Here is a 15,839-nt window from a genome sequence, read left to right on the forward strand (position 1 = left end):
AATCACTTCGTAGCAGATGCCGGGCCGCACGCGACTACTCACCGCCGAGCGCCAGTTCCACGAGATCGTCGACGTCGAGGTCGGCGATCGCCCGCTCGTCGCCGGCCCCGTTGCCGTCGCCGTCGTCGGGTGCGCCGGTGTCGGCGAGTTCGAGCAGGGCGTCGACCAGCCCCGCCGCGCGCAGCCGGTCCAGGGGGACCGACGCGAGGGCCTGCCGCAGCCGCGCCTCGTCGGCGGCGGTGCCGTTGCCGGCGGCGGGCGCGGCGTCGTCGGGTCGCAGTTGCGCGCGCAGGTGGCCGGCGAGCACCAGCGGGTTCGGGTAGTCGAAGACCAGCGTGGGCGGCAGCTTCAGCCCGGTCGCCTCGCGCAGCCGGTTGCGCAGCTCCACCGAGGTCAGCGAGTCGAAGCCGACGTCCTTGAACGCCATGTCCGGGCGCACGTCCTCCGGGCTGGCGTGGCCGAGCACGACCGCGACCTGGGCGCGGACCACGTCCAGGAGCAGCGCCTCCTGGTCGACGGGGGCGAGCCCCGCGAGCCGGCGCGCCAGGCCGTCGTCCGGGGCCGCCGCCGCCCGTGCCTGCTGCCGGCCGGGGCGCACCAGGCCGCGCAGCAGCGACGGCACCGCGCCGCCGGCCGCGACGTCCGCCCGCATCACCGCCGGGTCCAGCTTGATCGGCACCAGCAGCGCCTCGTCGGCGCGCAGCGCGAGGTCGAACATGTCCAGGCCCTCGGCCCGGGTCAGCTCCAGGACGCCGCCCCGGCTGGCTCGCGCGTGGTCGACGACGCTGAGGTGGGCGGCCATGCCGGTGCTCCGTTCCCACAGGCCCCAGGCCAGCGACAGCCCGGGCAGGCCCGCCGCGCGCCGGTGGGACATCGCCGCGTCCAGGTAGGCGTTCGCCGCCGCGTAGCTGCCCTGTCCGCCGCCGCCGACCACGCCCGCGACGGACGAGAACACGACGAACGCGTCCAGGTCGGTGCCCCGGGTCAGCTCGTCGAGGTGCCGCACCGCGTCGACCTTGGGCGCGAACACCCCGGCCAGGCGCTGCGGGGTCAGCCCGCCGATCACCCCGTCGTCGAACACGCCGGCCGTGTGCACGACGGCGGTCGGGCGGTGCTCGGCGAGCAGTGCGGCGACCTGGTCCCGGTCGGACATGTCGCAGGCCACCACCGTCACCTCCGCGCCGCTGCCGGTCAGCTCGGCGACCAGCTCCGCCGCACCCTCGGCGGCCGGGCCCCGCCGGCTGGAGAGCACCAGCCGCCGCACCCCGTGCCGGGCCACCAGGTGCCGGGCCACCAGCACGCCCAGCGCGCCGGCGCCCGAGACCAGGACCGTTCCGCCGGCGCGGAAGACGACCGGCTCGTCCCGCAGCCGGCCGGTGGCGCGGGCCAGGCGCGGAACGGAGAGGGTCGCCCCGCGTACGGCGAGCTGCGGCTCACCGGCGGCGAGCACCGGCTCCGCGCCGGCCTCGGCGGTCGGGTCGACGTCCAGCAGGACGATCCGGTCCGGGTTCTCGGCCTGGGCGGAGCGCACGAGGCCCCACACCGCCGCGGCGGCCGGATCGGTCAGCAGGTGGTCGCCGCCGGCGGGCACGGCGCCCCGGGTCCGCACGACCAGGCGCGACTCGTCGAGCCGGGGCGCGGCCAGCCACGCCCGCGCGACGTCCAGCACGCGGGACGTCACCGCGAGCGGGCCGTCGTCGCCGACGGCGTCGACGACCGCCACCGGCGGCACCTCGTCGCCCAGGGTCAGCGCCGCCACGTCGTCGGCCGTCGCCACCGCCGCCCACGACGGCACGGGCTCGGCGGCGGTCGCGGGCAGCTCGGTCCAGTCGACGCGGTACACCGCGTCGCGGACGTCGGTCGCCGCGGCCCCGAGCTGCGCCGCCGACACCGGGCGGGACACCAGCGAGTCCATCGTCAGCACCGGCCCGCCGGTGCCGTCGGCGGCCTCGACGCGCAGCGCCTCCGGCCCGTGCGGCGCGAGCCGCACCCGCAGGGCCGTGGCACCGGCGGCGTGCAGCGCGAAGCCGTTCCAGGCGAACGCCAGCACCGCCTCGCCCGGCTCCCGCGCGTCCGCGCCGGCTGTGGCGGCCTGTAGCGCGGCGTCCAGCAGCGCCGGGTGGACGCCGAAGCGGCCCGCCTCGGCGCGCAGTTCCTCGGGCAGGGCGGCCTCGGCGTACACCTCGTCGCCCCGCCGCCAGACCGCGCGCAGGCCCTGGAACGCGGGGCCGTAGCCGTAGCCGCGCTCGGCCAGGTCGGTGTAGAAGGTCCCGACGTCGACCGGCTCCGCGTCCCGGGGCGGCCAGGCGGTGAAGTCGAACTCCGTGCCGCCGCCCGGCGTCGCCGACAGCAGGCCGGTGGCGTTCCGGGTCCACGCGCCGGTGCCGCCGTCGCGCCGGGAGTACACCTCCACGGTGCGCGCGCCGTGCTCGCCCGGCCCGCCCAGGGCGACCTGCACCCGCACGCCGCCGGACTCCGGCACCACCAGCGGGGCCTCGATCACCAGCTCGTCCAGCACCGAGCACCCCGCCTCGTCGCCGGCCCGCACCGCCAGCTCCACCAGCCCGCTGCCAGGGAGGATGACGACCCCGCCGACCGCGTGGTCGGCGAGCCACGGGTGCGACCGCAGCGACAGCAGCGACGTGAAGACCAGGCCGTCCGACTGCGGCAGGTGCACCACCGCGCCCAGCAGCGGGTGGTCGGCCGCGGCCTGGCCCAGCGACGCCGCGTCGGTGACGGAGTCGGTGGGCTGGCGCAGCCAGTAGTGCCGGTGGTCGAAGGCGTACGTGGGCAGGTCCACGTGCCCGGTCACCGGGGGCAGCACGCCGCCGAGGTCCACGGCCACGCCCCGGACGTACAGCTCGGCCATCGAGGTCAGCAGCCGCCGCAGGCCGCCGTCGTCGCGGCGCAGGGTGCAGGTCACCACGGCCTCGGCGTCGTCGACGATCTCGCTGATCGGCTGGACCAGCACCGGGTGGGCGCTGACCTCCACGAACACGCCGTGGTCCTGGGCGACCAGGTCGGCGACGGCCGGGCCGAACCGCACCTGGCCGCGCAGGTTCCGGTACCAGTACCCGCCGTCGACGACCCCGGCGTCCCGGATCCACTCGCGGGTCACCGTCGAGTAGAACGGCACGGTCGGCGCCTGGGCGCGCACCCCCGCCAGCGTCTCGGCGAGCAGGTCGTGGATCGCCTCGACCTCGCTGGTGTGCGAGCCGTAGTCCACCGCCACCCGCCGCACCCGGACGCCGTCGCCCGCCAGCGCCTCCAGGGCCTCGTCCAGCGCCCGGGCCTCGCCCGCGACCACCACGGAGCCGGGGCTGTTGACGGCGGCGACCTGCACCCGGTCGGCCCACGGCGTCAGCCGGGGGACCGCCTCGTCCTCGCCGAGGGCGACCGAGGCCATGCCGCCGCGCCCCGACAGCACCCGGCCGATGGCCTGGCTGCGCAGCGCCACGACCCGGGCCGCGTCCGGCAGCGACAGCGCGCCGGCCACGCAGGCGGCGGCGATCTCGCCCTGGGAGTGGCCGACGACGGCGTCCGGCCGCAGCCCGTACGAGCGCCACACGGCGGCCAGGCCGACCATCATGGCGAAGCTGGCCGGCTGGAGCACGTCCACCCGGTCCAGCAGCTCGGGCCCGGCCTCGCCGCGCAGCACCTCGATGAGCGACCAGTCCACCCAGGGCGCGAGCGCGGCGGCGCACTCGGCGATCCGCTCGGCGAACACCGGGGAGGTCTCCAGCAGTTCCCGGCCCATCCCGACCCACTGCGTGCCCTGGCCCGGGAAGACCCAGACGACCTTGCCGGGCGAGCCCGCCCGGCCGGTGACCACGCCGGCCGCGCCCTCGCCGCGCGCCAGCGCCGCGAGCCCGGTCGTCGCCTCGGCCCGGGAGCCCGCCACCACGACGGCGCGCTCGGTGAGGGCGGCCCGGCCGGAGACCAGCGCCCCGGCCACGCGCGCCAGCGGCACCTCGTCGTCGCCGTCGAGGTACGCGGCGAGCCGGCCGGCCTGCGCCGCCAGCGAGGCGGTGCTGCGCGCGGAGACCACGACGGGCAGCACGTCCGGCGAGTCGTCTTCGCCCGGCTCGGGCGCGACGTCCTGCGGCGGCGCCTCCTCCAGGATCAGGTGCGCGTTGGTGCCGCTGACGCCGAACGCGGACACCCCGGCCCGGCGCGGGCGGCCCTCGCGCGGCCAGTCCCGCGCCTCGGTCAGCAGCTCGACCGCGCCGGCGGACCAGTCGACCTCGGGGGTGGGCGCGTCCACGTGCAGCGTCGCCGGCAGCACCCCGTGCCGCAGCGCCTGCACCACCTTGATCACGCCGGCGACGCCGGCGGCGGCCTGCGCGTGGCCGATGTTCGACTTCAGCGACCCCAGCCACAGCGGCCTGCCGGGCTCGCGGTCCTGGCCGTACGCGGCCAGCAGCGCCTGCGCCTCGATCGGGTCGCCCAGGGCGGTGCCCGTGCCGTGGGCCTCCACCACGTCCACCTCGGACGGGGCCAGGCCGGCGTTGGCCAGCGCGCGGCGGATGACCCGCTGCTGCGACGGCCCGTTCGGGGCCGTGAGGCCGTTGGACGCGCCGTCCTGGTTGACCGCGCTGCCCCGCAGCACGGCCAGGATCGTGTGCCCCCGCTCCCGCGCCACCGACAGCCGTTCGAGGACGACCACGCCGACGCCCTCGGCCCAGCCGGTGCCGTCGGCGGCGGCGGCGAACGCCTTGCAGCGCCCGTCGACGGCCAGGCCCCGCTGCCGGGAGAACTCGACGAAGGCCCCGGGGTTCGCCATGACGGTCGCGCCGCCGGCCAGCGCCATCGAGCACTCGCCGGAGCGCAGCGCCTGCGCGGCGAGGTGGATGGCGACCAGCGACGACGAGCAGGCCGTGTCGATCGTGATGGCGGGCCCCTCGAAGCCGAACACGTACGACACCCGGCCCGAGGCCACGCTCGACGACCCGCCGGTGCCCGCGAAGCCCTCCAGCTCCGGGGTGACCACGCTGGCCCCCGGCGCGACGTAGCCCTGACCGAAGACGCCGGTGAACACGCCGACGTCGCTGCCCTTGAGCGAGGTCGCGTCGACGCCGGTGGCCTCCAGCGCCTCCCACGACGTCTCCAGCAGCAGCCGCTGCTGCGGGTCCATCGCCAGGGCCTCGCGCGGGGAGATGCCGAAGAAGCCCGCGTCGAAGAGCCCGGCCTCGTGCAGGAAGCCACCCCGGTCGGTGTACGAGGTGCCGGGGCGCTCCGGGTCGGGGTCGAAGAGGCCCTCCAGGTCCCAGCCCCGGTCGGTGGGGAACCCGGACACCGCGTCCCGGCGTTCGGCGACCAGCCGCCACAGGTCCTCCGGTCCGGCCACCCCGCCGGGCAGCCGGCACGCCATGCCCACGATGGCGATGGGCTCGTCGGGGTCGGCGGCCGTCACCGTCGGCGCGGTCGTGGCCGGCGCGGCGTCGCCCAGCTCGTCGCGCAGGTGGCGGGCGAGGGCCTGCGGGTTCGGGTGGTCGAAGACCAGCGTGGCGGGCAGCTTCAGGCCCGTCGCCTCGCGCAGCCGGTTGCGCAGCTCCACCGAGGTCAGCGAGTCGAACCCGGCGTCCTTGAACGCCGCGTCCGCCCGGACGGCCCCCGCCCCGGAATGCCCGAGCACGGCCGCGACCTGGCCGCGCACGAGGTCCAGCAGGAGCGTGAGCTGGTCGGCCGGGGTGAGCCCGGCCAGCCGCTCGGCGAGCCGGCCGCGTCCGCCGCCGACGCCGCCGGAGCGCGCCTGCCGCCGGCCGGCGCGGACCAGGCCGCGCAGCATGTGCGGCACGGCCCCGCCCGCCGAGGCGTCGGCGCGCACGCCGCGCAGGTCCAGCTTGGCGGGCACCAGCAACGCCTGCTCCGCGCCGAGGGCGGCGTCGAAGAGCTCCATGCCCTCGGCCTGCGTCATGAGCTGGAGGCCGCCGCGCCGGTTCATCCGGGCCCGGGTCAGCTCGTCGGTGTTGGCCGCCATGCCGGTGCTCTGGTCCCACAGGCCCCAGGCCAGCGAGAGGCCCGGCAGGCCCAGGGACCGGCGGTGGGCCATCAACCCGTCCAGGAAGGCGTTCGCCGCCGCGTAGCTGCCGCTGCCCGCGCCCATGAACACCGCCGACACCGAGGAGTAGACGACGAAGGCCGTGAGATCCACCTCGCGGGTCAGCTCGTCGAGGTGCCGCACCGCGTCGACCTTCGGCGCGAACACCCGGGCCAGCTTCTCCGGGGTCACCGTCTCGATGACGCCCGCGTCGATGACGCCGGCCGTGTGCACGACGGCGGTCGGGCGGTGCTCGGCGAGCAGGGCGGCGACCTGGTCGCGGTAGGCGGCGTCGCACGCCACCACCGTCACCTCCGCGCCCTGCCCGGTCAGCTCGGCGACCAGCTCCGCCGCACCCTCGGCGGCCGGGCCCCGCCGGCTGGACAGCACCAGCCGGCGTACCCCGTGCCGGGCCACCAGGCGCCGGGCCACCAGCGCGCCCAGCGCGCCGGCACCCGAGACCAGGACCGTGGAGTCCGGGCCGAACGCGGCGGGCGCGTCGGCGGCCGGGGTGGCGCGGGCCAGGCGGGGAACGGAGAGGGTCGCGCCGCGTACCGCGATCTGCGGCTCGTCGGTGGCCAGCGCCGCGCCCAGCACGACCTCCGGGCCCTCGGCGGCGGCCGGGTCCAGGTCGAGCAGGACGATGCGGTCCGGGTTCTCGCCCTGCGCGGCCCGCACCAGGCCCCACACGGCCGCCGCGGCCGGGTCGGTCACCGCGCCGTCGCCGGCGGGCACCGCGCCCCGGGTTACGACCACCAGCCGCGACTCCTCCGACGCCGCCCCGGCCAGCCAGGTCTGGACGACCGCCAGCACCCGCGACGTCGCGGCCAGCGCGTCGGTCTCGCCGGCCGCCTCCAGCACGACCGCCGTCGGCGCGTCGGTCAGCGCGGCCACGTCGTCGGCGGTGTCGACCGCCACCCACGACGGGGCGGGGGCCGCCGGGCCGGCGGGCAGCTCGGCCCAGTCCACCCGGAACAGGGAGTCGGCGAGCGCCGGGCCCGTGCCGGCGGCGTCGGACGGCCCGGCGGGCAGCGCCCGGAGCCCGAGCGAGTCGGCCGTCACCACCAGGCCGCCGGTGTCGTCGGCCGCGACCAGCGACACGGCGTCGGCACCGGCGGACGCCAGCCGCACCCGCAGCGCGGACGCGCCCACGGCGTGCAGCGCCAGCCCGTGCCAGTCCAGCGGTTGCCGGGGGGCCCGCCCGTCGTCGTCGGTGGCGAGCAGGGCCGGGTGCAGGGCCGCGTCCAGCAGCACCGGGTGGATGCCGAACCCGGCCGCCTCCGCGCCCCGCTCCTCGGGCAGGGCGACCTCGACGAAGACCTCCTCGCCGCGCCGCCACGCCGCCCGCACCGCCCGGAACGACGGCCCGTACGCGTGGCCGCGCTCGGCCAGCTCGGCGTAGAGCTCCCCGGTGTCGACGGGGCGGGCGCCCGGCGGCGGCCAGGCCGCGAGGTCGACCGGCTCCGCCGCCGGCGACGTGGCCGACAGCACGCCGGTGGCGTGCCGGGTCCACCCGTCCCCGGCGGCGTCCTCGCGCCGCGAGTAGACGTCCACGGTGCGCGTGCCGTTCTCGGCGGGCCCGCTCAGGGCGATCTGCACCCGCACCCCGCCGTGCGCGGGGAGGACGAGCGGCGTGCCGACGACCAGCTCGTCGAGGACCGGGCAGCCGGCCTCGTCACCGGCGCGCACGGCCAGCTCGACCAGCCCCGCGCCGGGGACGACCACGACGCCGCCGACGGCGTGCTCGGCCAGCCACGGGTGCGTGCGCACCGACATCCGCGAGGTGACGACGAGGCCGTCGGACTGCGGCAGCGGCACGACCGCGCCGAGCAGCGGATGGTCGACGCCGGCCAGCCCCAGCGACGGCGCGTCCGCCGCCACGGGCGGGCGCAGCCAGTAGTGCTCGTGGTCGAACGCGTACGTGGGCAGGTCCACCCGCCCGGTGACCGGCGGCAGCACGCCGCTCCAGTCCACGGCCACGCCCCGGACGAACAGCTCGGCCATCGACGTCAGCAGCCGGCGCAGGCCGCCGTCGTCGCGCCGCAGCGTGCCGGTGACCACGGCGTCGGCCTCCGCGCCGTCGACCACGTCGGTGATCGGCTGGACCAGCACCGGGTGGGCGCTGACCTCCACGAACACCCCGTGCCCCTGGGCGATCAGGTCGGCGACGGCCGGGCCGAACCGCACCTGGTTGCGCAGGTTGCGGTACCAGTAGTCGCCGTCGACGACGCCGGCGTCGCGGACCCACTCGCCCGTCACGGTGGAGTAGAAGGGCACCACCGGCGCCTGCGCGTCGATCCCGGTCAGCGCCTCGGCCAGGGTGTCGCGGATGTCCTCCACGTGCCGGGTGTGCGAGGCGTAGTCCACCGCCACCCGCCGGCCGCCCAGGGCCTCCACGGCCTCGGCCAGCGCCTCGGCGTCCCCGGCGATCACCACGGAGGAGGGCCCGTTGACGGCGGCGACCTCGACCCGGCCGCCCCACGGGGCCAGCCGCGCCTCCGCCTCGTCGGGGCTCAGGGCGACCGACGCCATGCCGCCGCGCCCGGACAGCCGCGCCGCGATGGCCTGGCTGCGCAGCGCCACGACCCGGGCCGCGTCCGCCAGCGGCAGCGCACCCGCCACGCAGGCGGCGGCGATCTCACCCTGCGAGTGGCCGACGACGGCGTCGGGCACGACGCCCACCGACGCCCAGACGGCGGCCAGGCCCACCATCACGGCGAAGCTGGCCGGCTGGAGCACGTCGACCCGGTCGGTCAGATCCGCCTCGGCGTCGCCGCGCAGCACGTCCACCAGGGACCAGTCCACGAACGGCTCCAGGGCGGCGGCGCACTCGGCGATCCGCTCGGCGAACACCGGGGACGAGTCCAGCAACTCCCGGCCCATGCCGACCCACTGCGTGCCCTGGCCCGGGAACACCCAGACCAGCCGCCCCGGCGCGCCCACGCTGCCGGTCACCACGCCGGCCCCGCGCTCGCCGCGCGCCAGCGCGCCGAGCCCGGCGAGGGCCTCCTCGGTCGCGCCGGCCACCACCACGGCGCGGTCGCCGAGCAGCGCCCGCGTCGACAGCAGGGCGCCCGCCACGCGCCGCAGCGGCACCTCGCCGGCGTCCGTGAGGAACTCCGCCAGCCGGCCCGCCTGCCCGGCCAGGGAGGCGGCGCTGCGGGCCGACACCACCAGCGGCACCACGCCGTCCGGCCCGTCCTGCGCCGGTACGACCGGGGCGTCCTCGGCCGGCGCCTCCTCGATGATCATGTGCGCGTTCGTGCCGCTGATGCCGAACGAGGACACGCCCACCCGGCGCGGGCGGCCGTCGCGCGCCCAGTCCCGCGCCTCAGTCAGCAGCTCGACCGCGCCGGCGGACCAGTCGACCTGGTCGGTCGGCGCCGCCACGTGCAGCGTGGGCGGCAGCACGTCGTGCCGCAGCGCCTGCACCATCTTGATCACGCTGGCCGCGCCCGCCGCCGCCTGGGTGTGGCCGATGTTGGACTTCAGCGAGCCCAGCCAGAGCGGCCGTTCCGCGTCGCGGCCCCGGCCGTAGGTGGCCAGCAGCGCCTGCGCCTCGATCGGGTCGCCCAGGGCGGTGCCCGTGCCGTGGGCCTCGACCGCGTCCACGTCGGCCGGGGTGAGCCCGGCGTTGGCCAGCGCGGCGCGGATCACCCGCTGCTGCGACGGCCCGTTCGGGGCGGTCAGGCCGTTGGACGCGCCGTCCTGGTTCACCGCGCTGCCCCGGATCACGGCCAGCACCCGGTGGCCCCGCTCCCGGGCCACCGACAGCCGTTCGAGGACCACCACGGCGACGCCCTCGGAGAGCACCGTGCCGTCCGCGTCGGAGGAGAACGCCTTGCACCGCCCGTCCTCGGCCAGGCCCCGCTGCCGGGACATGCCGAGCACGCCGATCGGCGAGCCCATCACGGCGACGCCGCCGGCCAGCGCCAGCGAGCACTCGCCGGACCGCAGCGCCTGCGCCGCCAGGTGCATCGCCACCAGCGACGACGAGCACGCCGTGTCGACCGTCATCGCGGGGCCCTCGAAGCCGAACACGTACGACACCCGGCCCGACGCCACGCTGCCGGCCGTGGCCGTGGTGACGAAGCCCTCCAGCTCGGCCGGCATGTTGCTCAGGGACTCGAGGTAGTCGTGGATGGAGACGCCGGAGAAGACGCCGACGTCGCCGCCGTGCGCCGTGGTCGGGTCGACGCCCGCCCGCTCCAGGGCCTCCCACGAGGCTTCGAGCAGCAGCCGCTGCTGCGGGTCCATGGCCAGGGCCTCGCGCGGCGAGATCCCGAAGAACCCGGCGTCGAAGAGGCCCGCGCCCTGGAGGAAGCCGCCCTGCCGGGTGTACGACGTGCCCGGTCGGTCCGGGTCGGGGTCGAACAGGCCGTCCAGGTCCCAGCCCCGGTCGTCGGGGAACGGCGACATCCCCTCGCGCCCCTCGGCCACCATGCGCCACAGGTCGTCGGGGTCGGTGACGCCGCCGGGCAGCCGGCACGCCATGCCGACGATCGCGATGGGCTCGTCGGGGTCCGCGGCCACGGCCACGGTGGCCGGGGCGTCCGCGACCGTGTCGCCCAGCTCGTCGCGCAGGTAGCCGGCCAGCGCGACCGGGGTGGGATAGTCGAAGACCAGCGTGGCGGGCAGCTTCACGCCGGTCGCCGCGCTCAGCCGGTTGCGCAGCTCGACGGCGGTCAGCGAGTCGAAGCCGATCTCGGTGAACTTGCGGGTGCCCTGCGCCAGCTCGGGGCCGCTGAAGCCCAGCACGGCGGTCGCCTCGGCCTGGACGATGCCCACCAGGAGCTTCTCCTGCTCCTCCGGGGCCAGCCCGGCGAGCCGGCGCACCAGGGAGCCGCTGTCGCCGGCCGACGCGCGCGCCGTGCGCCGCCCGACTCGGACCAGGCCGCGCAGCAGGTGCGGGACGTCACCGCCGGCCGCCGCCTGGGTGCGCATCGTCCTGAGGTCCAGCTTGATCGGCACCAGCAGCGCCTGGTCGGCGTGCAGGCCGACGTCGAACAGGGCGACGCCCTCGTCGGGGGTCATCGCGAGGACGCCGCCCCGGCTCATCCGCGCCTGGTCGACGGCGCTGAGGTGGGCGGTCAGGCCGGTGGCCTGCTCCCACAGGCCCCACGCCAGCGACAGGCCGGGCAGCCCGGCCGCCCGGCGCTGCGCCATCAGCCCGTCCAGGTACGCGTTCGCGGCGGCGTAGTTGCCCTGGCCGGCGGAGCCCATGAGCGCGGCGGCCGACGAGAACACCACGAAGGCGTCCAGGTCCGTGTCGCGGGTCAGCTCGTCAAGGTGCCGCACCGCGTCGACCTTCGGCGCGAAGACCCCGGCCAGCCGCTCGGGGGTCAGCGCGCCGATCACGCCGTCGTCGAGGACACCCGCCAGGTGCACGACGGCGGTGGGGCGGTGCGCGGCCAGCAGGGCCGCGACCTGCTCCCGGTCGGAGACGTCGCAGGCCGCCACCGCCACGTCCGCGCCGCTGCCGGCCAGCTCGGCGACCAGTTCCGCCACGCCCTCGGCGGCCACGCCGCGCCGGCCTGCCAGCACCAGCCGCCGCACCCCGTGCCGGGAGACCAGGTGCCGGGCGAGCACCGCGCCCAGCGACCCCGTGCCGCCCGTGACCAGCACCGTCCCGTCCGGGCGGAACACGGCGGGCGCGTCCGGCGCCTGGCCGCCGGCGTGGGCCAGGCGGGGCGCGAGGAGGGCCGTGCCGCGTACGGCGATCTGCGGTTCGCCGGTGGCCAGCGCCGCGCCCAGCATCGGGTCGGTGCCGGCGGGGTCGGTGTCGACCAGGACGATCCGCTCCGGGTTCTCGGCCTGGGCGGCCCGCACCAGCCCCCAGACCGCCGCGCCGGCGGGGTCGCGCACCGCGCCGTCGCCCGCGGGCGCCGCGCCCCGGGTGACGACCACCAGCCGGGAGTCGGCCAGCCCGTCCCCGGTCAGCCACGCCTGCACGACCGCCAGCACCCGGGTGGTCAGTGCCAGCGGGCCGTCGTCGTCGCCGACGGCGTGCAGCACGGCCGTGGCGGGCGCGGGGGCGTTGCGGGTCAGGGCCGCCACGTCGTCCGCCGTGGCCACCGCCGCCCACGACGCCGTCGGCTCGCCCGTGGCCGGGGGCAGCTCGGCCCACTCCACCCGGAACAGCGAGTCGCGGCTCTCCGCCGCCGCCGTCTCGAGCTGTTCGGCGGAGACCGGCAGCGACACCAGCGAGTCCATCGTCACGACCGGGGCGCCGGTATCGTCGGCGGCCTGGAACGACAACGCGTCCGGCCCGGCCGGCGCGACCCGCACGCGCAGCGCCGACGCGCCCACGGCGTGCAGCACCAACCCGTTCCACGCGAACGGCAGCACCTGGCGGTCGTCGTCGGGGTTGGCGAAGGCGTTGGTGTGCAGGGCGGCGTCCAGCAGCGCCGGGTGCAGGCCGAAGCTGCCGGCGTCCTCCCGGTGGTCGTCGGGGAGCGAGACCTCGGCGAACACCTCGTCGCCGCGCCGCCACACCGCGCGCAGCCCCTGGAACGCGGGCCCGTAGGCGTAGCCGCGCTCGACGAGGTCGGCGTAGAAGCCCTCGATGTCGACCTGCCGCACGCCCTGCGGCGGCCACGCGGTGAAGTCGAATGCCGCCCCCGTCGACGTCGCCGGGGTGGTCGCCAGGAGACCGGCGGCGTGCCGCGTCCACACCTCCGCCTCGTCCTCGCGCAGCGAGTACACGGCCACCGGGCGCGACCCGGTGGCCCCCGGTGCGCCGACGGCGACCTGGAGCCGCACGCCGCCGCGCTCGGGCAGCACCAGCGGCGCCTCGATCACGAGTTCTTCCAGGACGCCGAAGCCGAACTCGTCACCCGCCCGGATGGCGAGGTCGACGTAGACGGTGCCGGGGATGAGCACCACGCCGCCGATCGCGTGGTCGGCGAGCCACGGGTGCGTGCGCAGCGACAGCCGCGAGGTGAAGACCAGCCCGTCGGACTGCGGCAGCGGCACCACGGCGCCCAGCAGCGGGTGGTCGGCCCCGACCAGGCCCAACGACGCCGCGTCGGTGACCGAGTCGCCCATGTGCAGCCAGTAGTGCTGGTGGTCGAACGCGTACGTCGGCAGGTCGACGCGCGCCGAGGCCGCCCCGGCGGGCAGGACCGCGGCCCAGTCGACGGCGACGCCCCGGACGAACAGCTCGGCCATGGACGTCAGCAGCCGCCGCAGCCCGCCGTCGTCGCGGCGCAGCGACCCGGTCGCCACGACGTCGGCACCGCTGTGGTCGACGATTCCGGCGATCGGCTGGACCAGCACCGGGTGGGCGCTGACCTCCACGAACACCCCGTGCCCCTGGTCGATCAGCTCCGCGATCGCCGGCCCGAACCGCACCTGGCCGCGCAGGTTCCGGTACCAGTAACCGCCGTCGACCACCCCGGCCTCGCCGATCCACTCCCCCGTGACGGTGGAGTAGAAGGGCACCTGCGGGGCCTTCGCGTCGAGGCCGGCCAGCGCCTCGGCGAGCGCGTCGCGGATGTCCTCGACGTGCCGGCTGTGGGAGGCGTAGTCCACCGCGACCCGCCGCACCCGCACGCCCTGGTCGTCCAGCGCGTCGAGGGCCTCGTCCAGCGCCTCGGCGTCGCCGGCGATCACCACCGACGACGGCCCGTTGACCGCCGCGACCTCGACCCGGCCCGCCCACCGCGCCAGCCGCTCGGCCGCCTCGTCCTCGGGCAGCGCCACCGACGCCATCCCGCCGCGACCGGACAGCGTCGCGGCGATGGCCTGGCTGCGCAGCGCCACCACCCGCGCCGCGTCCTGCAACGACAGCGCGCCCGCCACGCACGCCGCCGCGATCTCACCCTGCGAGTGACCCACCACCGCGTCGGGAACCACGCCCACCGACGACCAGACCGCCGCCAGGCCCACCATCACCGCGAAGCTCGCCGGCTGCACCACGTCGACCCGCTCCAGCAGGTCGGGCTCGGCGTCGCCACGCAGCACGTCCACCAGCGACCAGTCGACCCACCGCCCCAGGGCGTCGGCGCACTCGGCGATCCGCTCCGCGAAAACCGGCGAGGAGTCCAGCAGCTCCCGGCCCATGCCGACCCACTGCGTGCCCTGGCCCGGGAACACCCAGACGACCTTGCCGGGCACGCCCGAGCCGGTGACCAGGCCGGGCGCGGTCTCGCCGCGCGCCAGCGCGCCCAGCCCGGTCGACGCCTCCTCGGCGGAGGCCGCGACCACCACGGCCCGCTCGCCGAGCACCGCCCGGCCCGACGCCAGCGTCCCCGCCACGTGGGCCAGGGGCACGTCGGTGGCGTCGTCGAGGAACGCCGCGAGCCGGCCCGCCTGCGCGGCCAGGGACGTGGCGGTGCCGGCCGACACCACCAGCGGTACGACCCCGGTGGGGGTCGACTCCGCCGGGGCCGGGGCCGCCTCGTCCTGCGGGGCCTCCTCCAGGATCAGGTGCGCGTTCGTGCCGCTGGCGCCGAACGCGGACACCCCGGCCCGGCGCGGGCGACCGTTGCGCCGCCACGGCCGGGCCTCGGTCAACAGCTCCACCGCGCCGGCGGTCCAGTCCACCTGCGGGGTGGGCGCGTCGATGTGCCGGGTGGCCGGGAGGACCTCGTGCCGCAGCGCCTGCACCGTCTTGATCACGCCGGCGACGCCGGAGGCCGCCTGCGTGTGCCCGATGATCGACTTGACCGAGCCGAGCCACAGCGGCTGCTGCGGGTCGCGGCCCTGCCCGTACGTGGCCAGCAGCGCCTGCGCCTCGATCGGGTCGCCCAGCACCGTGCCCGTGCCGTGCCCCTCGACCGCGTCCACCTCCGCCGGCGACAGCCCCGCGGCGGCCAGCGCGTTGCCGATGACCCGCCGCTGCGACGGCCCGTTCGGGGCGGTCAGGCCGTTGGACGCGCCGTCCTGGTTCACCGCGCTGCCCCGGATCACCGCCAGCACCTGGTGCCCGCGCTCCCGGGCCACCGACAGGCGCTCCAGCAGCAGCACACCCACGCCCTCGGCCCAGCTGGAGCCGTCGGCGCCCGCCGCGTAGGACTTGCAGCGCCCGTCGAAGGCGAGCCCCCGCTGGCGGGCGAAGCCGACGAACCCGCCCGGCGTGGCCATGACCGTCGCGCCGCCGGCCAGCGCCATCGAGCACTCGCCCCGGCGTAGCGCCTGCGCGGCCAGGTGGATGGCCACCAGCGACGACGAGCACATCGTGTCGACGGTGACCGCCGGGCCTTCGAGCCCGAGGGTGTACGCGACCCGGCCGGAGGCGACGCCGCCCGCCGTGCCCAGGGCACGTTCCAGGCTGAGAAACCCCTCGAAGCCGCTGAGGTCGGGGGCGTAGTCCTGGTGCACGATGCCGGCGAAGACCCCGATGTCGCTGCCCCGCACCGAGTGCGGGTCGATACCGGCGCGCTCGAAGGTCTCCCAGGACACCTCGAGCAGTTGGCGCTGCTGCGGGTCCATCGCCAGGGCCTCGCGCGGCGAGATGCCGAAGAAGGCGGCGTCGAACTGCGCGGCGTCGTGCAGGAAGGCGCCCTCCCGCACGTACGTGGTGCCGGGGTTGTCCGGGTCCGGGTGGTAGAGCCCCTCCAGGTCCCAGCCCCGGTCGGTGGGGAAGCCGGTGTAGACGTCGGTGCCCTCGGTCACCACCCGCCACAGGTCCTCAGGGTTGCGGATGCCCCCGGCGTAGCGGCAGGCCATGGAGACGATCGCGATGGGCTCCGCGGCTGCGGCGGCGAGGGACCGGTTCTCCTGCTGAAGCCGGGCGTTCTCCTTCAGCGAGGCACGCAGTGCCTGGACGATCTGGTCGTCTGGCGCCGACATATGT

At 77.2% G+C, this 15,839-nt stretch carries 1 protein-coding gene; it reads right to left on the bottom strand.

Features of this window, described 5'->3' with window-relative positions; all coding sequences use genetic code 11:
• Positions 1-34: 34 nt before the first annotated feature.
• Positions 35-15,835, bottom strand: a complete 15,801-nt coding sequence (locus LPU43_RS20865; RefSeq protein WP_229402176.1) for a type I polyketide synthase — start codon at positions 15,833-15,835, stop codon at positions 35-37.
• Between the last annotated feature and the right edge of the window lie 4 nt (positions 15,836-15,839).

It is taken from the genome of Micromonospora okii (genome assembly GCF_020884795.1).
Taxonomy (GTDB): domain Bacteria; phylum Actinomycetota; class Actinomycetes; order Mycobacteriales; family Micromonosporaceae; genus Micromonospora; species Micromonospora okii.

Excerpts from the sequence above, each read along its gene's own strand:
- LPU43_RS20865 (WP_229402176.1), bottom strand. The coding sequence starts at position 15,835 with ATGTCGGCGCCAGACGACCAGATCGTCCAGGCACTGCGTGCCTCGCTG.